Source organism: Arthrobacter sp. BGA-UO-ETr-C19 (assembly GCF_059568005.1).
On the sequence record NZ_JCAQPC010000018.1, the window covers coordinates 132,204 to 151,676 of the forward strand.

Annotated in this window: 15 protein-coding genes; 10 read left to right on the forward strand and 5 right to left on the reverse strand. The window is 68.3% G+C overall.

The annotated features are described in order from the left end of the window. The first annotated feature begins 127 nt into the window (after positions 1 to 127). From AC57BR_RS10640 to AC57BR_RS10685, 10 genes are all read left to right on the forward strand, one after another. Positions 128 to 1,531 carry a DUF6421 family protein gene (locus AC57BR_RS10640; protein WP_496360284.1) on the forward strand — a complete coding sequence of 468 codons (1,404 nt, stop codon included), beginning with the start codon at positions 128 to 130 and terminating at the stop codon, positions 1,529 to 1,531. Beyond that, positions 1,528 to 2,394, forward strand: coding sequence for an SDR family NAD(P)-dependent oxidoreductase (locus tag AC57BR_RS10645; RefSeq protein WP_496360286.1), 867 nt, complete (start codon positions 1,528 to 1,530; stop codon positions 2,392 to 2,394). The genes AC57BR_RS10640 and AC57BR_RS10645 overlap by 4 nt, the downstream gene beginning before the upstream one ends. Before the next feature lie 21 nt (positions 2,395 to 2,415). Further along, positions 2,416 to 3,528 carry a threonine aldolase family protein gene (locus tag AC57BR_RS10650; protein WP_496360547.1) on the forward strand — a complete coding sequence of 371 codons (1,113 nt, stop codon included), beginning with the start codon at positions 2,416 to 2,418 and terminating at the stop codon, positions 3,526 to 3,528. A 68-nt stretch (positions 3,529 to 3,596) separates the two neighbouring features. Next, positions 3,597 to 4,289 (forward strand): DUF3000 domain-containing protein, encoded by a 693-nt coding sequence (locus AC57BR_RS10655; RefSeq protein WP_496360549.1) that lies wholly within the window; start codon positions 3,597 to 3,599, stop codon positions 4,287 to 4,289. A gap of 225 nt (positions 4,290 to 4,514) precedes the next feature. Further along, positions 4,515 to 5,369 (forward strand): iron uptake transporter permease EfeU, encoded by an 855-nt coding sequence (gene efeU / locus AC57BR_RS10660; protein ID WP_496360288.1) that lies wholly within the window; start codon positions 4,515 to 4,517, stop codon positions 5,367 to 5,369. Between the two features lie 110 nt (positions 5,370 to 5,479). Next, a complete protein-coding gene (gene efeO / locus AC57BR_RS10665; protein WP_496360290.1) occupies positions 5,480 to 6,676 on the forward strand; it encodes an iron uptake system protein EfeO in 1,197 nt (398 codons plus the stop codon). After that, positions 6,673 to 8,040, forward strand: a complete 1,368-nt coding sequence (gene efeB, locus AC57BR_RS10670) for an iron uptake transporter deferrochelatase/peroxidase subunit (RefSeq protein WP_496360292.1) — start codon at positions 6,673 to 6,675, stop codon at positions 8,038 to 8,040. The genes efeO and efeB overlap by 4 nt, the downstream gene beginning before the upstream one ends. 157 nt (positions 8,041 to 8,197) lie before the next feature. Next, positions 8,198 to 9,532, forward strand: coding sequence for an HRDC domain-containing protein (locus AC57BR_RS10675; RefSeq protein WP_496360294.1), 1,335 nt, complete (start codon positions 8,198 to 8,200; stop codon positions 9,530 to 9,532). Between the two features lie 366 nt (positions 9,533 to 9,898). Continuing rightward, positions 9,899 to 11,653 carry an HNH endonuclease signature motif containing protein gene (locus AC57BR_RS10680; RefSeq protein WP_496360296.1) on the forward strand — a complete coding sequence of 585 codons (1,755 nt, stop codon included), beginning with the start codon at positions 9,899 to 9,901 and terminating at the stop codon, positions 11,651 to 11,653. Between the two features lie 169 nt (positions 11,654 to 11,822). After that, positions 11,823 to 13,991 (forward strand): 3-hydroxyacyl-CoA dehydrogenase NAD-binding domain-containing protein, encoded by a 2,169-nt coding sequence (locus tag AC57BR_RS10685; RefSeq protein ID WP_496360298.1) that lies wholly within the window; start codon positions 11,823 to 11,825, stop codon positions 13,989 to 13,991. 121 nt (positions 13,992 to 14,112) lie between these two features. Here AC57BR_RS10685 and AC57BR_RS10690 read toward each other — a convergent pair whose 3' ends face one another. From AC57BR_RS10690 to AC57BR_RS10710, 5 genes are all read right to left on the reverse strand, one after another. Then, positions 14,113 to 15,684: an ABC transporter ATP-binding protein gene (locus tag AC57BR_RS10690; RefSeq protein WP_496360300.1), complete on the reverse strand. Its 1,572-nt coding sequence runs from the start codon at positions 15,682 to 15,684 to the stop codon at positions 14,113 to 14,115. After that, positions 15,681 to 16,469 (reverse strand): energy-coupling factor transporter transmembrane component T family protein, encoded by a 789-nt coding sequence (locus AC57BR_RS10695; protein ID WP_496360302.1) that lies wholly within the window; start codon positions 16,467 to 16,469, stop codon positions 15,681 to 15,683. The genes AC57BR_RS10690 and AC57BR_RS10695 overlap by 4 nt, the downstream gene beginning before the upstream one ends. A 19-nt stretch (positions 16,470 to 16,488) precedes the next feature. Then, positions 16,489 to 17,310 (reverse strand): ECF transporter S component, encoded by an 822-nt coding sequence (locus tag AC57BR_RS10700; RefSeq protein WP_496360304.1) that lies wholly within the window; start codon positions 17,308 to 17,310, stop codon positions 16,489 to 16,491. Positions 17,311 to 17,434: 124 nt separating this feature from the next. Further along, positions 17,435 to 18,466: a nucleoside hydrolase gene (locus AC57BR_RS10705; protein ID WP_496360306.1), complete on the reverse strand. Its 1,032-nt coding sequence runs from the start codon at positions 18,464 to 18,466 to the stop codon at positions 17,435 to 17,437. Next, the gene (locus AC57BR_RS10710; RefSeq protein WP_496360308.1) at positions 18,466 to 19,443 is read right to left on the reverse strand and encodes an aldo/keto reductase; all 978 of its coding nucleotides are present in this window, start codon (positions 19,441 to 19,443) and stop codon (positions 18,466 to 18,468) included. Before AC57BR_RS10710 ends, AC57BR_RS10705 begins: the two co-directional genes overlap by 1 nt. Positions 19,444 to 19,473: the final 30 nt, after the last annotated feature.

Here is a 19,473-nt window from a genome sequence, read left to right on the forward strand (position 1 = left end):
CCTAGCGGTTATTTGGACAGCCTCGAGCACCACAGTTTCTTATGCTCGAGCCTTTGATCGATTAGGAAGCCTGTCTGCTTGCTACGCTCGCCGTAGAAGCTCAGATAACCGAAAGGCGAGGCCAGCGATGACCGTAACCGTACACACAGCACCAGCCCGAATCTCCGCAGAACACCCGGAATGGCAGCGCCTCAAGGCCGCCGCTATTGCCCTGCGGGAACTGCAGGTGCAGGACGGCTCCATCCCGGACCAGGCCGCCCATGCGGCTGCCCACGGCCACGTCGAAGCCCTTGTCAGCGCCATCGAAGCGCTGGCACCGGCATTCCCCCACGATTCCCTGTACCTGGACCTCGTGTGCCGCGACTTTGGCCGCTGGGCGGTGGACGGCTTCGGCGTACCGGATTTCCTGGACTCCCTGCTGGCGTTCCAGCCGCAGGCCGACCGCGAGAACGGCCTGCAGCACCTGGTGGTCTTCCCCATGTACACGCAGAACGGCAGCAGCAGCCGGCTCGTGGAGGCTGTCCTCATCGACGTCGTGTGGCCCGACTTCATCGCAGGCCTGGAACAGGGTGATTACTCAAACCGTCTGTTCGTGCCCATCCGGTTTATCGACTTCACCCCCGGGTACGACACCAACTCCGCTGTGCTGTTCCCCGAAACCGTGGGCGTGCGCGCGACACCCAGGTTCACCTGGGGCGCCATTTTCGCGGACCGGGAAGCGGCACGCTTCCGCCGGGTCCTGCGGGCCGCCGCTGACATCACTTCGCTGGAGCTGCCGGCGGGGGCCGCGGAACTCCTCGAGGACCAGGAGCTCACCGAAAAGACCTTCGTCATGTGGGACCTGATCCATGACCGCACGCACATGCGGGGGGACCTGCCGTTCGATCCCTTCATGATCAAACAGCGGATGCCCTTTTTCCTGTACTCCCTCGAGGAACTGCGCTGCGACCTGACGGCCTTCCGGGAATCGGTGAAGATCGAAAAGGACGAGGCAGCGGATCCGGAAGCCCGCCGGCATGCCAAGCTCGTGCAGTACGCCGTCATTTTCGACCGCATTTTCCGGTTCGCCATCACCGGCAGCCGGGTGCGCAACTACGACGGGCTCGGCGGCCAGCTGCTCTTCGCGTGGCTGCACCAGCACCGTGTCCTCCACTGGACCGACAGCCGCCTGACCATCGACTGGGAACACGTCGCCGGCGTCGTGGTGGAACTGGGTGCCCGGATCGAGGAGCTCTACTGGCGCTCCATCGACCGGCCCAAGACCGTCCACTGGCTGGCGGCCTATGAGTTGATCTCGGGCACCGTCACGCCGAATCCGGCTTCCGTCTGGGCCAAGGGGCCGGGCGCCCTCCCCCTCGACGGGCCGCCGCGCGGGCTCACCGACCAGGTCCTGGACGACGAGTTCCCGCTGTCCATGTTCTACGAGGCCCTCGAAAAGAAGATGCGACCAGTCATCGAATCCACCGCGGGCATTACCGGTTCCTCAGACTCTGCGCGGTCGGTGGACGGTCCGGCGGCGACGGCGGCATGACAGACCCCAGCATGGCCGGCGCCGGCCTGACTTACAACAGCCTGACCGACGGCAGGCCGCTGCGCGTGCTGGTTACGGGCGGCAGCGGACCTTCGGGAATCGCGGCCGCCGGCGCCCTGCGGCAGGCGGGCTTTGACGTCTTCACGGTCGGTTCGGACAAGGCGCGCATCGAGGCCGCCGCGGAAACGGCGGGCGGCGCCATCCCCCTCGTGTGCGACCTCGGCGACCTCGCCGCCGTCCGCGAACTGCAGCAGGAGCTCGCGCGCACGGCCGGAAGGATCGACGGCGTCATCCACCTGGTGGGCGGATGGCGAGGCGCGGAGGGCATCACCAGCCAGACCGACGAGGACTGGGATTTCCTGGAGCGCAGCGCTGTCACGACGCTCCGGAACGTGACCCGGGTCTTCTACGACGACCTCGCCGCCTCGCCCTGCGGACGGTTTGCCATGGTGTCCTCGACGGCGGTGGGCAGTCCCGCCGCCGGGGTCGCCAGTTACGTGGCGGCCAAGGCCGCCGCGGAAGCGTGGACCATGGCCGTGGCGGAGGGGTTCCGCCGCGACAGCCAAGCGGACAGCGCCCAGGGCCAGGACGGCCCGGCCGAGGCGAGAGCCGACGGCGCCCAGCACAGCGCCGCCGTCGTCCTCGTGGTGAAGGCGCTGGTGGACGCAGGCATGCGCAGCAAGCAACCGGAACGGAAGTTCCCCGGCTACACCGACGTCGAGCAGCTGGCCGCGGCCGCCGTCGGACTCTTTAGCCAGCCGGCCGCGGACCTGAACGGGCAGCGGCTGCTGCTGGCCCCGGTGCCCGCCGGCGCTGCAACCGCACAGAGTGCTGCAAGTACACAGAGCGCACCAACTACCTAGACTGAAAGCGTGACCAACGAGATGACAACAACAGTTGAAACGGCCGCCAGCGGCACCATGTCCAGGCTGCACGACGCCTCGGTGCGCGGTTTTGCCTCGGACAACTACTCGGGGGTGCATCCTGAGGTGCTGGCTGCGCTGGCCGCCGCCAACGAGGGGCACCAGGTTTCCTACGGCGAAGATGCCTACACGGCCCGCCTGCAGGAGCTGATGGAGGAGCACTTCGGGCCGGGCATCGAGTGCTTCCCCGTCTTCAACGGCACGGGCGCCAACGTGCTGTCCCTGCAGTCGCTCCTCCCGCGCTGGGGTGCGGTGGTCTGCGCATCGACGGCGCATATCAACATGGACGAGAACGGCGCCCCGGAGCGCGTGGGCGGCATGAAGCTGCTGCAGGTGCACACCGCGGACGGCAAACTCACGCCGGAACTCATCGACCGCGAAGCGTGGGGCTGGGGTGACGAGCACCGCGCCCAGCCGCTGGCCGTCTCCATCACCCAGACCACTGAACTGGGCACCTGCTACACGGCGGATGAAGTCAGGGCCATCGCCGAACACGTCCATGCCAAGGGCATGAAGCTGCACATGGACGGGGCACGGCTGGCCAACGCGGCGGCGCACCTGGGCGTTCCCCTGCGAGCCTTCACGCGCGACGCCGGCGTGGACATCCTGTCCTTCGGCGGAACCAAGAACGGGCTGCTGTTCGGCGAGGTGGTGGTGGCCCTGAACCCCGACGCCGCCCAGGGGCTGCTTTTCCTGCGCAAGATGAACATGCAACTGGCCTCCAAGATGCGCTTCATGTCCGCGCAGTTCATCGCCCTCCTCGAAGGTGACCTGTGGCTTCGTTCGGCCTCCCACGCCAACGCCATGGCCGCGAGGCTGCGGGCGGCGGTGGACGACATTGACGGCGTGGAACCCACACAGAAGACGGAATCCAATGGCGTCTTCGCGGTCCTGCCTGAAGGGGTGGCGGACCGGCTCCGGGAGTCCTTCCGCTTCTACGACTGGAACGAGGCCACCCGGGAGGTCCGCTGGATGTGTTCCTTCGACACGAGCGAGGAGGACGTCGATGCGTTCGTGGCGGCCCTCAGGGCCGAAGTCGCCGGGCACGGGTCCGCACCGGCGGCAGCGCAGTAACATGCGTGGGATTGCGTGAGCAGGCGGCGAGCCTGCCGGGACTGGCGGTTTCCAATGCGTACCCTGCCATTGTGAACGCACTTGCCCAGGTTCCCGCGAGTTTCCTGTATGCGCTGGGAACGCTCCGCAAAGCCCGCTGCCGCAGCGAACTGCGCCTCGACGAGATCCCGGCGCCCGCCCGGCTGGCGCCGTTTGCCGTCGCCCTCGGCGCCGAGGTCATAGGTGCCAGCGGCGGCAAGGCCAGCAGCGCCGTGGACCGTCCACCGGTCCACGGTCCGGCCGCGATGGCGCTGGCCCGGTCGGCCGCCGCCGGAGCCTCCGCGGCGTCCACCGCAGACGATGACGACGGCGAGGAACTCGCCACCGGGCGCTTCATCCTGCTGCATGACCCCGACGGGTCCGCCGTGTGGGACGGCGAATTCCGGATCGTCACGTACATCCGCGCACAGCTCGATGCCGAGATGGGCAACGATGAAATGCTCGGCTCGGTGGCCTGGACATGGCTCGTGGACGCACTCGAAACCCACAATGCCCCGTACCGCGCGGCCGGCGGTACGGCCACCCGCGTGCTGTCCGAAAGCTTCGGAACGCTGGCGGACCGGCCGGAATCGATCGACATTGAACTCCGTGCCTCGTGGACTCCGGCCGGCGCCGACGTCCAGGCCCACCTCGAGGCGTGGTCGGACATGGTGTGCACCTTCGCCGGCCTTCCGCCGCTCCCCGACGGCGTCTCCGCACTCCCCCGCCGGCGCCGCAACTAGGGGCTGCCCCGCATAGCGCTGCAGCTGAGCACAGCCCTGCCCCGCGCCTGCTCTACATTGCACTGCCCAGCACGGCTCTCTCCTGCCCAAAACCGTGCTGCCCCAACCGGTGGAGTAATTTCCGCAGTAATTACGGCACGATTCTTTTGCCTAATCGCCTTGGCCGTGTAAAGTCCCGTGCTTAGGTGAGCCTAAGACGGGCTCCCCCGGCAGAAGGTGCTTTACATGACAGCCAACTTCCTCATCGGCCTCCGGGAGGGCCTCGAGGCGACGCTCATCGTCGTCCTGCTGATGGCCTACCTGACCAAGAGCGGCCGGCGTGCGCTGCTCCCCCGATTGTGGGCCGGAGTGGGAATCGCTGTCGCCGTGTCCGTTGGTTTCGGCGCGCTGTTGACCTTCGGCCCGCGTGGCCTCACCTTCGAAGCGCAGGAGGCGATCGGCGGTGGTCTGTCCATCGTCGCCGTCGGCCTGGTCACCTGGATGGTCTTCTGGATGGCCCGCACCGCCCGCACGCTCGGCAGCGAACTGCGCTCCCGCGTTGACTCCGTGGCCGACGGGGCCGCCTGGGGCCTGGTGCTTGTCGCGGCTCTGGCCGTCGGGCGGGAAGGCCTGGAGACGGCCCTGTTCCTGTGGGCCGCGGCACAGGCAAGCGGCGAATCCGGGACCCCGCTGTTCGGCGCCCTGCTGGGCCTCGCAGTGGCAGCAGGGCTCGGGTACCTGCTGCACCGCGGCGTCGTGAAGGTCAACCTGTCCCGCTTCTTCACCTGGACGGGCGTAGCCCTGGTGGTCATCGCCGGCGGCGTCCTCGCCTACGGCGTCCATGACCTGCAGGAGGCCGGCATCCTGCCGGGGCTGCACAGCCTTGCCTTCGACGTCTCAGCCGCCGTCCCGCCGTCGTCTTGGTACGGCACCCTGCTGAAAGGGACCCTGAACTTCTCCCCCGCCACCACGTGGCTGGAGGCAACCGCCTGGGTCCTGTACGCCGTGCCCGTCATGTTCTTCTACCTCCGCGCCAACCTCCGCCCCCGGCTCCGGCCGGCTGCGGAAGCCCCTGCCGCAACTGCCGCCGTCGCTTCCTAACGGACAGCTTCCTGGCCGGCGGCTTCCAGACCGGCAGCACCTGCTTCAACCAAACACCGCCCCCAAACCCCGCCGCATCCCCAACAGCCCGACACCTCCAAGGAATCCACATGCCAGGCTTGACCTCGCCCAAAACCCGCCGCACTGCCGGTGCCCGCCTCGCCGTCGTGGCAGCCACCGCAGTCCTCCCGCTGGCCCTCGCATCCTGCACCGACAACGCAAACGCCAACGCGACCGGCGCAACCGACGGACCCATCCAGGTGACCAGCACCGATACCGAGTGCAAAGTTTCCGCAGCCGTTGCCCCGAGCGGGAACCTGACCTTCGCCGTCAAGAACGACGGCGCCGAGGTCACCGAGTTCTACGTGCTCGCAGAAGACGGCCTGCGGATCGTGGCCGAGGTGGAGAACATCGGCCCCGGGATCACCCGCAACCTGGTGCTCACCGCGCCGGCCGGCAAGTACACCACCGCCTGCAAGCCGGGGATGAAGGGCGACGGCATTCGCGCCGACTTCACCGTCAAGGACTCCGGCAAGCAGACGACCGCTGACGCCGGCCACCAGAAACTGGTGGACACCGGAGTCACCCAGTACACGGCCTACGTCAAGGACCAGACCGAGCAGCTGGTGGCCGGCACCAAGGAATTCGCCGCTGCCTACGCCGCGGGCGACGCCGCCAAGGCGAAGAGCCTGTACGCCGCCACGCGCATGCACTGGGAACGGATCGAGCCCGTGGCCGAGTCCTTCGGGGATCTCGATCCCAAGCTTGATGCCCGTGAGGCTGACCTGGAACCGGGACAGACGTGGACCGGGTGGCACCGTGCGGAGAAGGACCTGTTCCCGCCGGCCGGCTACAAGGCGCTGACCGCTGCCGAGCGCTCGGCAATCTCCAAGCAGCTGGTGGCCGACACCGAGGAACTCAGCACCCGCACCCGCGCCGTAAAGCTCAGCGCGGACAAGCTGGGCAACGGCGCCAAGGAACTCCTGGATGAGGTGGCCCGCGGCAAGGTCACCGGCGAGGAGGAAATCTGGTCGCACACCGATCTCTGGGACTTCCAGGCCAACGTGGACGGCGCCCGGATAGCGTTCGAGAACCTCAAGCCCGCACTTGAGCAGAAGGACTCCGCGCTGGCCAAGGACCTCAACGCTAAATTCAGTGCCCTGCAGGCTGAGCTGAAGACACATGCCAAGGGCGACGGCTTCGCCTACTACAACGAGCTGAGCAAGGACGAAATCCAGCAGCTCAGCGCCCTGGTGGATGCCCTCGGCGAGCCGCTGTCCAAACTCACCGCGGCCGTGGTGCTGTGAGCGGCTGCCCCTTCGGCGGCGGCCAGCAGCCGCCGGCAGATGCGCACTCCGAGTCTTCCGTAGGGTCATCGGAGACGACCGACGGCGTCACTCGCCGCCTGTCCCGGCGCGGACTTCTCGGACTGGCCGGCGTGGGCGGCGCGGGAGCGGTGGCGGGCATCGCCGCCGGCCTGCTCGGCCACGACGCCATCGCGGCCGCGGCAGCGCCGTCGGCCGCCAACGATTCCGTCATCCCCTTCTTCGGCGACCGGCAGGCCGGGATCACCACCGCTGCGCAGGACCGTCTCCACATGGCGGCATTCGACGTCACCACAGAAGACCGCGCGGCGCTGATCGAACTCCTCAAGGACTGGACCGCCGCCGCTGAGGCCATGACCGCCGGCCAGACCACCGGAGCCACCGGCGCCGTCGACGGCCCCTACGACGCCCCGCCGGAGGACACCGGCGAGGCTCTGGACCTGGACGCCGGCCGGCTCACGCTCACGATTGGCTTCGGCGTCTCGCTGTTCGAGAAGGACGGCAAGGCCCGCTTCGGCCTCGGCGGAAAGCGCCCCGATGCCTTGATCGATCTGCCGCACTTCCCCGGCGACGCGCTGGAGCCGGCCCGGACGGGCGGCGACATCGTGGTGCAAGCCTGCGCCGACGATCCCCAGGTGGCCGTGCACGCCATCCGCAACCTGGCCCGCATCGCCTTCGGCAAGGCCCGCGTCCGCTGGTCCCAGCTGGGCTTCGGCCGGACGTCATCGACGTCGCGCGCACAGCAGACCCCGCGCAACCTGTTCGGCTTCAAGGACGGGACCAACAACCTCAAGGCCGAGGACACCGCCCTGCTCGACGAGCACGTGTGGGCCGGCGCCGGATCCCGTGCGGACGAAGCCTGGATGGAGGGTGGCAGCTACCTGGTGGCGCGGCGCATCCGGATGCACATCGAAATCTGGGACCGCACCTCACTCCGCGAACAGGAAGGCCTGATCGGCCGGACCAAGGGAGAAGGTGCACCGCTGTCCGGCGGCAAGGAGTTCACCGCCCCCGACTTCGTCATCAAGGGCAATGACGGCGAGCCCCTCATCGGCATGGACTCCCACGTCCGTCTGGCGCACGCGGACCAGAACGACGGCGTGCGGATGCTCCGCCGCGGCTACAACTACACCGACGGTTCGGACGGGCTGGGCCACCTCGACGCCGGGCTGTTCTTCATCGCTTTCGTCAAGGACCCGCGGACGCACTACGTGCCGATGCAGATGACCATGGCCAAGGAGGACGTCCTCGCCCTGGAATACCTCAAGCACACAGGGTCCGGCCTCTACGCCGTGCCGCCAGGGGTCAAGCAGGGCGGCTTCATTGGGGAGGGCCTCTTCGCCTGAGCTGAGTACACGTGGGCTGCGTTCGCCCAGGCCCTGTTCGCCGGGCCCTGCTTCGTCTATTCACAGTGGCATTGGCAGCGCGCCGCCGTCGGTTCCGACGGCGGCGCGTGCCGTTCCGGACTGCCCTTGGGCCTGCTGCCGGTAAACTAGGGTCATCATGACCCCTCAAAATCCGGATAACACCACAGCCGGCGCTCCGGCTGCTGAAAATACACCCCATATAACGGTGGAAGGCTTTGACAGCCGGGTCCCCGTTGTCATCGATCTCGATTCCCCCCGCGACGGGGTGCCTCTGGTCATCGAAACCCAGGCCGGGCTGGAACGCTGTGCCGCCGCAATTGCAGCGGGCACAGGCCCGGCAGGCGTGGACGCGGAGCGGGCCTCGGGCTTCCGCTACGGGCAGCGCGCATTCCTCGTGCAGATCCGTCGGGAAGGTTCCGGCACCTGGCTGATCGACCCCGAGCCGTTCGGCGACCTGCGGATCATCAACGATGCCCTGCAGGGCGTCGAATGGATCCTGCACGCCGCCAGTCAGGACCTGCCCTGCCTCTCGGAACTGGGCATGTGGCCGGACAAACTTTTCGACACTGAACTGGCAGCCCGCCTGGCAGGCCTTCCCCGCGTCGGCCTCGCGGCCGTAATCGAGCAGCTTCTCGGCTTCGGCCTGGCCAAGGAGCACTCGGCGGCAGACTGGTCCACCCGTCCCCTGCCGGAACCCTGGCTCCGGTACGCAGCGCTCGACGTCGAAGTTCTGACGGAACTGCGCGAGGAACTCATCGAACTGCTCGAAACGGACGGAAAACTCGAATACGCCGAGCAGGAGTTCGCCGCAATCCTGTCCGCAGGGCTCGCAGCGCCCAGAGTGGACCCCTGGCGAAAGACGTCCGGGCTCCACCAGATCAGGGACCGCCGCCAGCTGGCCGCGGTGCGGGAGCTGTGGCTGGAACGCGACGCCCTGGCCCAGAAGCGCGATGTCGCCCCCGGCAGGCTCATTCCCGATTCTGCCCTGGTGGCCGCCGCGAAGGCGATGCCCACGACCGTACCGCAACTGCTCGGCACCAAAGGGTTCCACGGCAGGGCAGCCCAGCGGGAGGCACCCCGCTGGCTGCGGTGCATCGCGACGGCCCGGGCACTCGAAGACCTTCCGCCGCTGCACCTGCCCACGAACGCCCCGCCACCCCCGCGGGTCTGGGCCGACCGCGACCTCGCCGCCGCCGAGCGGCTGCAGACCGCCAGGCCGCTGCTGCAGGAAAAGGCGGACGAGCTCAAGTTGCCGCTCGAAAACCTGCTGACCCCGGACTACCTCCGCCGCGTCGCGTGGCGGCCACCGGCGGACATCAGTGAAGCTGCCATCGCCGAGGAACTGCGCGAGCTGGGCGCGCGGCCGTGGCAGGTAGGGCTGGCAGCGCCGCTGATCACCGCGGCATTCCTCAACCCACAGCCGCTTCCGCCCAAGGAAGCCAGGGAGTCGAAGGAATCCTCCTCCGCATAGGAGGCCGCCTGAGCAACGCTGTGCTGCGTGGGACGCGTTAGTGGGCGGGCGGAACGCCACCAATGGCCGTCAAGCGGCGTGTTCAGGTCAGCACCCAAAGGTGCGACAACGGGGTCGTTCCGCCCGCTTGACTCATTCTGCCCCAGATCCGGCTCGTCATCCAGTGCTCTGATGGGCGGGGCAGCTCGTCCTACCGCTGTGATCCCGCTACCGAGTATCCCCGTCGTCAAGGCAGACACATTCGCGGCGGCGTACGACGGCGGTGCTGGCCGCGCTGTGGGCGTTTTGCTCCCGTCTGTGCCCATCTAAGTGGCAGAACAGGGCGTTCTGAGCGCTGGGAACGCCCTGATCTGCTACCCAGTTTTCATGCAAAAAGTTTTTCGGTCCGGTCCGCACGGGGTGTGCTCTGCTCTTTCGCTGGCTGCTGAGCTGCGTCGGGTGGCTGGTCCGGGTCGGGGTCCACTGCCCGGTGAGGCGGATCCCTTGGGGGATCTGGCGGATGCGTGCCTGGAGGGTCTGGCCGGTGTGGCTGCGATGGAGGCCCGGCTGGCGGCGGTGAAGGTGCACCTCGCCGCCAGGTTCGCCGCGGCGGAGAAGACCATGACTCCGCCTGGCGCGTCCGCGCAGGACCGGACCGTCCGGCAGATGTCGCTGACCGCTGAGGTTGCCGGCGCGCTGACCGTGAGCGAAGGGTCGGCGGCACGGTTTCTAGCCGAGTCGGCCACGTTGAGCACGGACCTGCCGTTGACGCTGGCCGCGCTGGGGTTAGGAACAGTGTCGTGGCAGCACGGGCGGATCATGTGCGATGAAACCGAGGGGCTGGGGCCGGAAGGGGCGGCGGCGTTTGAGGCGCATTTCCTGAACCCGGACGCGCCGGGGTATGCGCGGGGTTGCCCGGCGGGGGAGCTGACGCCGGCGAGGTTCCGGGCGAAGGCGCGGTATTGGCGGGAACGGCATCATCCGGTCAGCATTGAAAAACGCCACCACAAGTGTGTGAAGGACCGGCGGCTGGAGTATTCCCCGGACCGGGACGGCATGGCCTGGCTGTCCGCGTACCTGCCCGCCGACCAGGCCGCCGGGATCTGGAACCGCACCACCAGCGCCGCCCGCGCCATGCAGGGACCAGCCGAAACCCGCACCCTGACCCAGCTCCGCGTTGACGCAGCCGCCGCATGGCTGCTCGGCCCAGGTTTGTGGGTCGGCACCGCGACTAACGACCCGGCCGCAGGAGCCCTGTCCACGGCTGTCCTACCCGCTAACTCTGCGCCGGCCGGCGACGTGCCGTCCCAGAGTCTGCCGGCCGATGATGTCCCATCCGGTACTCTCCCGCCCGGTGGGGTGCCGTCCCCGACGGCGCAGGTCCTGGTCACGGTTCCGGTGTTTTCGCTGCTCGGCCTGTCCGAGGAACCGGCCACGCTTGACGGGCACGGTCCAATCCCGCCGTCCATGGCCTGCCGGCTCGTCGCCAACGGCGCAACATCATTCCTCCGGGTCCTCACCGACCCGCGGGACGGTGCACCGCTGGAGATCGGCCGCACCAGCTACCGGCTGACCAAGCCGATGCGCCAATGGCTGCGGCTCCGCGACGCCAGGTGCACCTTCCCCAACTGCAACAACCACTCCCTGGACAACGACGCCGACCACATCCTCGCCTGGGCAGACGGCGGCGGCACCGGCGTCGCCAACCTCGGCCAGCCCTGCCCCAAACACCACAAGCTGAAGCACTCCACGGCCTGGCAACCAGTCGGCGCCACTCGCGAGAATCCGCCTGGCTGGATCTCGCCGTCGGGCCGGTCCTACAAGGCTGAGGATCAGGACTGGGAACCACCCACGTGGCCAGAACCACCGCTCGGCCAAGATGGGCAGGAACTGCCGTCCGGCCAAGGCTGGCCGGAACGGCAGGTCTGTTCCGAACCGGAAGCTTGGCCGGATCGTCCGAGCGTGTCCGATGGGTTCTTCGGATTCGACGGCCGCCCAAGCCTGGGCGGCTACCAGTGCCCCGAGCCTTCAGAACCTCCCGACAACCCTGACGATATTGAGTGCCTCATGGCTTTCGACGGCCCTGAACCACCGCTGCCAACAGATCCTTGGCCCGACTGGGCATCGTTCAGAGCAGCGTGAGAAGACACAGACAAGGCTCTAGGCTTAGGCCACACGAGTCACGGCGCCACTTGCAGCCAATGTTACTCACGAGTAACGTTGGGTTCACCGGTGCCCGGCCCTTGCTGGTCCTGCTGTCCAGCAATCCCGAGGCGCCTACCGCATGCCAGTCTCAATGAGGAGCCACAGAATGAGCGCCGCAGATTTCCGCAAGCTTGCCGATCTCTTCCCTGATGAGACGGTCACTCATTCCTCCGTGCAGGATATTCAACTCCCGGCAGCCGACGGCCAGGCCAGCCCAGGCGTCCTGGCCCTGATCACCCTGGACAACGGATTGGGCCCGTCCAAACCAACCACGCTTGGCCCCAATACCCTCGTTGAACTGGGCACCATCCTTGAAGGACTCCGCGGGCGGGCGGCCGCGGGCGAGATTGCGGCCGTTGGGGTGACGGGCAAACCGAACTTCTTCGTCGCCGGCGCCGACCTCTCCGCGGTGACAAAGCTGCAGGAGCGGGAGCACGGCCTGTGGATGGCGCAGCTGGGCCACGACGTTTACGCCACGCTGGCCAACCTGGGCGTTCCCAGCTTCGCCTTCATCAACGGCGTGGCCCTTGGCGGCGGACTGGAAATCGCCCTGCAGTCCACTTACCGGACGGTGTCCACCAGTGCCGGGGCGCTGGCACTTCCGGAGGCCTTCCTGGGGCTGGTGCCCGGATGGGGCGGCGTGTATCTACTGCCGCGGCTGATCGGGCCGGAGAATGCGGTGAAGGTGATGATCGAAAACCCGCTGAACAACAACCGCACGCTGTCCGGCCCCGAAGCCTTCAACCTCGGCATCGCGGATGCGCTGTTCGAACCCGAGAATTTCCTCGAGCAGTCGGTCGCCTGGGCTGCGCGCGTTGTCGCCGGCACCGCAGTTTCAGGCACAGCACCGGAACGGCCCGCCACCGTCGATCCTGCCGACCCCGGAGTCGCCGCGCGCTGGGCGGACGCCATCGCTGCCGGCCGCGCCGTCGTCGAAACCAAAACCTCCAATGCTTCCCCCGCGCCGGCAGAGGTGTTGAACATCATGGCGGCGAACCGCACCATGACCCAGGCGGAGTCGGCCGCACTCGAATGCGAAACCCTGGCAGGCCTCATGCAGACGGACGAGTTCCGTGCCACCGTCTACGCCTTCCTTGATCTCGTGCAGAAACGGGCCAAGCGGCCCGCCGGCGCCCCCGGCCGCGAGCTCGCGCGGCCTGTCAGGAAGATCGGCGTGGTGGGCGCGGGCCTGATGGCCAGCCAGCTCGCACTGCTGTTCGCCCGTCAACTCGCTGTTCCCGTGGTCCTGACCGACATCGACCAGAACCGGGTGGACAAGGGCGTCAGTTACGTTCACAACGAATTGGACAAGCTGGTGGCGAAGGGCCGGCTGGACGCCGACGCAGCCACGACGGCCACGGCGCTCGTGACAGGGTCAGTCTCCAAGGAGCCGTTCGCGGACGCCGACTTCGTCATCGAGGCAGTGTTCGAGGAACTGAGCGTCAAGAAGCAGGTGTTCGCCGAGCTGGAGGCCGTCGTCTCACCGGAGTGCATCCTCGCCACCAACACGTCCTCGCTGTCCGTGACCGCCATGGCCGCTGACCTGCAGCACCCCGGGCGCCTGGTGGGCTTCCACTTCTTCAATCCCGTTGCCGTCATGCCGCTGCTGGAAATCGTCCGGGCACCGAAGACCGACGACGCCGTGCTCGCCACGGCTTTCGAACTCGCCCGGGGCCTGAAAAAGACGGCCGTTCTGGTCAAGGACGCCCCCGCGTTCGTGGTCAATCGCATCCTGCTGCGGCTCATGGGCGAAGTCACGGCCGCCTTCGACGAAGGCACGCCCGCCAAGGTTGCGGACGCCGCACTCCGCCCCATGGGGCTTCCCATGACGCCGTTCACCCTCCTCGCCATGGTGGGACTGCCGGTGGCCCAGCATGTCCAGGAATCCCTGCATGCGGCCTTCGGCGACCGTTTCCCGGTCTCGCAGAACCTGCAGAAACTGGTCGACAACAACATCCGTTCCCTGTGGTCGGCGTCAGAAGATGGTGGCCAGGAGATCCCTGCAGCCACCTCGGCCCTGATGTCCTTTGGCAGCACGCCGTCAACCGCAGAGGAAGTGCTGCGCCGGACCCAGGACGCCCTGGCCGAGGAGATCGGGCTGATGCTCGAGGAGGGCGTGGTGGCAGCGCCCCAGGACATCGACCTGTGCATGATCCTGGGTGCCGGCTGGCCGATGTTCCTCGGCGGGATCACCCCCTACCTCGACAGGGTGGGGGCCTCGGAGCGCGTCAACGGCAGGCGGTTCCTGCCCCCGGGTGTGGCATCCCGCTCCTAATGCAAGCGAACGGACACTTGGGCCCCGGCAAGAGGGGCCAAGTCTCCGTTCGCGCCACAAACACGGGTTTTCCGGGCACCGGCCTCGGCAGCAGCAGGGGGCCTCAAGTGTACGTTCGCGCTTAGTGGGGCCGGAGCCGGCCGCCGTCGAGCCTGAGCAGCCTGTGTGCGTGGGCCTTCGCGAACCCGAGGTCGTGCGTCACCATCACGACGGCGGCGCCGCGGCCGGCTGCCGCTGAGACGGCGGCGGTGAACCGCTCCAGGCCATGGGCGTCGAGGGCCACGGTGGGTTCATCAAGCGCGAGCACCGACGGGCCGCGCGCCAGGACTGTGGCGAGGGCCAGCAGCCGCTGGCCGGAGGCCGGCAGCTCATGGGGGTGGGCGTTTTCGCTGGCTTCAAGGCCGACGGCGGCCAGGGCTGCCGTTGCCCGTTCCCGCGCCTCGGCACCGAAAAGGCGGTCCAGCCCGAACAGCACCTCCCGCAGCACAGTCCGCTCGAACAGCTGGTCATGGGGGTGCTGGAAAAGGAGCCCCAGCCGGCGGGCCACCAGACCCGTGGGAACCCCTGCAATGGACGCGCCGGCTACGCGGATCTCACCGCGAAGGGGCCGGTACAGGCCGTTGAAGAGCCGGAGCAGCGTTGACTTGCCGGCACCGTTGGGCCCGGTGACGGCGACGATTTCCCCGGGCATCACCTGCAGGTCCACATCCTCCAGGAGCAGGCCGTCTTCCAAAGGCGCGCTGCCGGACTGTCTTCCGAACCCGAAGGCGACATTCGCCAGCTCCAAAGCCGCAGTGGTTCCAACTGCAGGGTTTCCAACTGCAGGGGTTCCGGCACGAGGCGCTGCCACGGGATGGGGTAGCGCCGCAGGAGGCACCGGTTCCGGGGAAGTAATCACGACGCCGGACTCAGCCAGCGCCGTACCCTGTAGGATTCGGCTCGGCGGCCCCGCCGCCGTCACCTCCCCGTCTTTCAGTACCAGCCAGCGCTCAGCGGCGCGGGTCAGCGCGTCGGCGTGCTGGCTCAGCACCAGTACGGCTGTGCCCCGGGCTGTCTCGGCATGGACCAACTCCATCACGGCCCGGATCCCGGCCTGGTCCAGGGACTCGAGCGGCTCGTCGAGCACCAGGATGCCAGGACCGTCCACCACGGCGCAGCCGACAGCCAGGCGCCGGAGTTCGCCGCCGGATAGAGTTGCGGGATCCCGGTGCAGGAGCCCCTCGAGTCCGGTCCGGCGGGCTATGCCGGCGACGGCGCCAATCATCTCTGCGCGCGGAACTCCGCGGTTTTCCAAGCTGAAGGCGAGTTCCTCCTCCACGGTTCCGCGGACGGCCGACAGCATGGACGCCGCGTCCTGCGGCACATAGCCGACATGCCGTGCCCACGCCCCGGGATCGATCCGCGGGTCATCCGGGGCTCCGGTAAAGGACAGCGGACGGCTGCTGGCCGGAACCCCGGCCACCTCCAGCTGCAGGCTCCCGGCCAGCGTTCCGTCCCGGCCGCCAAGGAGCCAGGCACCAAGGAGTCGTCCCAGCGTGGATTTTCCGCTGCCGGATCCGCCCAGCACCGCCGTCAGCGTGCCGGGCGCGGCGGCCACCTCCACTCCGCGCAGCGCCGGGCTGGCATCGCCGTGGTACGAAAATGAGGCAATGGTGGCCAGCAGCGTGGTTGCGGCAGTCCTGTCCGCGATCATCCCGGGCCATCCCCTGACATGGACAATGCAGAAAGTGCCCCGGCCGGCAGCGATTCAGCGATGCGCCAGCCCACTGCCGCCAGGGAAAGCAGGATGGCCACAATGCGGAAGGCCGCTTGCGCGGCTGAATCGCGGACGTCCGTGTAGCTGGTCCGGGGACCGGCGCTCCTGAACCCCCTGGCGTCCAGGGACTGTGCCCTGATGCCCGCGTCGTGAACCAGGCCCAGCACCAGCGGGACCATCTGCAGCCGGATGGCCGCAGCCCGGCTGCCAATCCCCCGGCCCACCACCAGCCCGCGCGACTCCTGCGCCTGGCGGACCTTGTCCAGCCGCGCGGCGACCAGCGGGGCAAGCAGCAACGTGGACGCCAGCACATATCCCACCTGCGGCGGGACACGGCGGGCAGACAGGGCGGCCACCAGTTGGGAAACCCTGACGCTGAAGGAAAACACCATCAGCACCAGGACGAAGGCGGCGGTGCGGAGCCCCATCTCCAGAGCGAAGGACAACCCCTCGGCTGTGACCCGGGCAGGGCCCCAGCTGGCCAGCACGGTACGGCCCTCCGGGAAGAAGAGGCCATGGATCACCAGCAGGGAAAGCCAGAACGGCACAATGACGGCAGCCGCGGCCACGAGGACCCGCCGCAAGGTGCCTGCGGCGGCGGAAAGCAGAACTGCGCCGACTGCCACGGTGAGGGATACCGCCCAACTGGCAGCCGCCGTCGTAATAACAAGGACGGCGACGGCGGCCGTCAGCGTGGTCAGCGGGTTGAGGCGCGGAGACACCTGGCCGGCGGTTCCGGAGTCAGGAATTCCGCGCCGCCGGCTCCTTGCCGGCCAGGACACGGAAGCGGCGGACGAAGGGGAACTGGAACGTGGTGCGCCGGGGAAGGGCGTAGACCAGCATGGCAGCGATGGCGAAGACGATGGCCTTGTCCATGGGATCGGAGATCAGGGCCTGCTTGGTGATGGCGGCCAGCAGCGTGTCCCCCATGGCCCGGAAGGCGCTGACGATCGCGCCGGTGCCCGCCCCTGAGGTGCCGCCAAAGACGAACGCGGCGATCGGTGCGGACACCACGCCGGCGATGATGCCGGTGACGAAGCCGGCAACGGGGGCCAGGTAAAACCGGCGGAACAGCCCGCACCGTGCAGCCACGCCGGCCAGGAAGCCGATCAGCGCGGCGCCGGCCGCGAAGGGCAGGACCGTCGGGTTGAAGAACGACCACACGATGCTGCTCAGGGCGCCGGTGGCAGCGCCGGCCGCAGGCCCGGCAAGGACGGCGATGAGCACCGTGCCGATGGAGTCGAGATAGAACGGCAGGCCGCTGGTGCCCATGAGCTGTCCCAGCACGATGTTCAGGACCAGGGCCACGGGAATGAGCACCACTGTGGAGGTGGGCAGGGTGGGGAGCACACCCACGATCAGCAGCAGGGCACCGAGGAGGAAACCGCCGAGTGCGACGAGCGAGGAAACGCCGCCGAGCCCGCCCGCAATGTCGGCGGGCTGGGTGAGGACCAGGAAGACGAACGTGGCGGCGATGGCCGCTGCGCCAAACAGTTCGAGGAGCCTCCGGCGGCGGACAGCTTTCCGGTCCGCGGGAGGAAGGGTCAGGGACGGCTGTGACATGGTGGATCCTTAGGCTGAATACGGCGGGTCCCGCACCCGTGGCGTGATCTTCCGCGTGCGCGGAAGCAGGCGCCTATGTCACCTCGGCGCGGCTACCATCCTACCGACCCGCGGGCCCGGCGTGCTACGGCCGTTTCCTCACCGTAGCGGCCAGCGCGCCCACCGAGGAGATCAGCTCGTCGAAGCACTGCGCGGGGTCGTTCGACGTGACGATCCTGGCGTTGAACGGCTCCTTCCAGATGCCCCGGAAGTCGGCGACGGTGGTCCCGACCAGGCGGGGCGCCTCCGTCTCCACGTGCACGGTAGCCAGCCTTGTGCCGTACGGCGTGCGCCCGATGGCCGCAGCGGCGGCGAAGGCATCATGCATGTGTGCGATGAAGCCCTGGTCGTACAGCCGGTGGAACTCCATGTAGAAGCGGATGGCATCCGAGAGGCACGCTACCAGCGGGTTGGCCGAGCGGCTGCGCTGCCCCTCCGGCTGTTCGGGCAGCACAAGTTCCGGTTCGGCCCCGGCCGCCTCGGCGAGCCGCCGCAGGTGTTCGGGCCGCAGCTCGATGCGTTCCGTGGTCTCGAGCGCACACACCACCGGAAGGCACTCCTCCGGAAGGCCGCTGTAGGCGGCGAAGACTTCCGCGGCCGCGTGCGGGTCCACGGAAACGTTCCACTCCGCCGTCGGCGTCGTGTTGCCCTGGTAATTGAAGCAGCCGCCCATGATAACCAGACCCTTGAGCAGTTTGGGCAGGTCAGGTTCCACCCGCAGGGCCAGGGCGAAGTTCGTCAGCGGCCCGGTGATGAGCCCGGTGATCTCACCAGGGCGTGCCCGGGCCGCTTCCACCCACACGTCCACGGCATGCCGCGGTGAAATCTCCTGCTTCGGGGGCGGGAGCTCGGCATAGCCGATCCCCTGCGGGCCGTGGGTTTCCTCCGTGGTGAGCAGCGGAATTTCCAGCGGCACCTCCGCGCCCACGGCAACTTCAATCCCTGCCCGGCCGCAGAGCTCCAGCAGGGCGAGGTTGTTCACTGCCACCTGGCGCGCACCCACGTTGCCCGCGGTGCACGTAATGGCCTCAACCCGGACTTCCGGCCGTGAGAGCAGGTAGACCAGCGCGAGGGCGTCATCGATCCCGGTGTCAACATCCATGAGGATGGACGGCATCAGAACAGGGCCACCTTGGGGGTCTGCGGGAAGATGGCATCCAGTTCGTCGAGTTCGGCCCGGTCCGGCACCCAGGCCACCGCCCCGGCGTTCTGCCTGACCTGTTCCGGACGGGTGGCGCCGGCAATCACGCTGCTGACCGAGGGCTGCGCCGCGAGCCAGGAGAAGGCCACCTGCACTTCAGTCAGGTCGCGGGCGGCGGCGAAGGCGCTGAACGCCTTCAGCTGCTGCCAGTCGGCGTCGTGCACCAGGTTGGTCCGGGTGTGGCTGAGACGTGATCCTTCCGGTGCCTGGTCCTGCGCGTACTTGCCGGTCAGCAGGCCGTTGGCCAGCGGGAAGTAGGGCAGCACGCCCAGCCCGTACGCTTCGGCAGCCGGGGTGACCTCCTGCTCCGCGCGGCGGTCCAGGAGGTTGTAGTGGTTCTGCGCGGAGACAAACCGGGCCCCGCCGCGGGCGCGGGCCACGAATTCGGCCTCGGCGATCTGCCAGCCGGCACGGTTCGAGTGGCCGATGTACCGGACCTTGCCGCTGGTGACGAGGTCGTTCAGCGCGTCGAGGGTCTCCTCGATCGGCGTCTGGGGATCGGGCGTGTGGAACTGGTACAGGTCGATGTAGTCGGTGCCGAGCCGGCGCAGCGAGGCCTCCGCGGCGCGGATGACATAGCGGCGCGATCCGCGGGCGCCGAAGTCCTCGCCGTTGGCCCCGCGCATGTCCATGCCGAACTTGGTGGCCACCACGACGTCGTCGCGCCTGGCCCCCAGAGCCTTGCCGAGCATCGTTTCGCTGAGTCCGGGTTCGCGGCCGTAGGTGTCGGCGACGTCGAAGAGGGTCACCCCGGCGTCGAGGGCGGCATGCACGACGGCGTCCGTCCCCTCCTGCGATTCGGTCACCGTGTTTGCCCGGCCAAGGTTGTTGCAGCCGAGGCCCACGACGGAGACGGTCAGTCCGGATTTTCCAAGACGGCGGTATTCAGTCATGGAATCACCCTATAACGGCGCAGGCGGCAG

Bases quoted from the DNA above. Each gene is read 5' to 3' on its own strand.
- AC57BR_RS10640 (WP_496360284.1), top strand. From the start codon at position 128: ATGACCGTAACCGTACACACAGCACCAGCCCGAATCTCCGCAGAACAC.
- AC57BR_RS10645 (WP_496360286.1), top strand. From the start codon at position 1,528: ATGACAGACCCCAGCATGGCCGGCGCCGGCCTGACTTACAACAGCCTG.
- AC57BR_RS10650 (WP_496360547.1), top strand. From the start codon at position 2,416: ATGACAACAACAGTTGAAACGGCCGCCAGCGGCACCATGTCCAGGCTG.
- efeU (WP_496360288.1), top strand. From the start codon at position 4,515: ATGACAGCCAACTTCCTCATCGGCCTCCGGGAGGGCCTCGAGGCGACG.
- efeO (WP_496360290.1), top strand. From the start codon at position 5,480: ATGCCAGGCTTGACCTCGCCCAAAACCCGCCGCACTGCCGGTGCCCGC.
- AC57BR_RS10675 (WP_496360294.1), top strand. From the start codon at position 8,198: ATGACCCCTCAAAATCCGGATAACACCACAGCCGGCGCTCCGGCTGCT.
- AC57BR_RS10680 (WP_496360296.1), top strand. From the start codon at position 9,899: ATGCAAAAAGTTTTTCGGTCCGGTCCGCACGGGGTGTGCTCTGCTCTT.
- AC57BR_RS10685 (WP_496360298.1), top strand. From the start codon at position 11,823: ATGAGCGCCGCAGATTTCCGCAAGCTTGCCGATCTCTTCCCTGATGAG.
- AC57BR_RS10690 (WP_496360300.1), bottom strand. From the start codon at position 15,684: ATGATCGCGGACAGGACTGCCGCAACCACGCTGCTGGCCACCATTGCC.
- AC57BR_RS10700 (WP_496360304.1), bottom strand. From the start codon at position 17,310: ATGTCACAGCCGTCCCTGACCCTTCCTCCCGCGGACCGGAAAGCTGTC.
- AC57BR_RS10705 (WP_496360306.1), bottom strand. From the start codon at position 18,466: ATGCCGTCCATCCTCATGGATGTTGACACCGGGATCGATGACGCCCTC.
- AC57BR_RS10710 (WP_496360308.1), bottom strand. From the start codon at position 19,443: ATGACTGAATACCGCCGTCTTGGAAAATCCGGACTGACCGTCTCCGTC.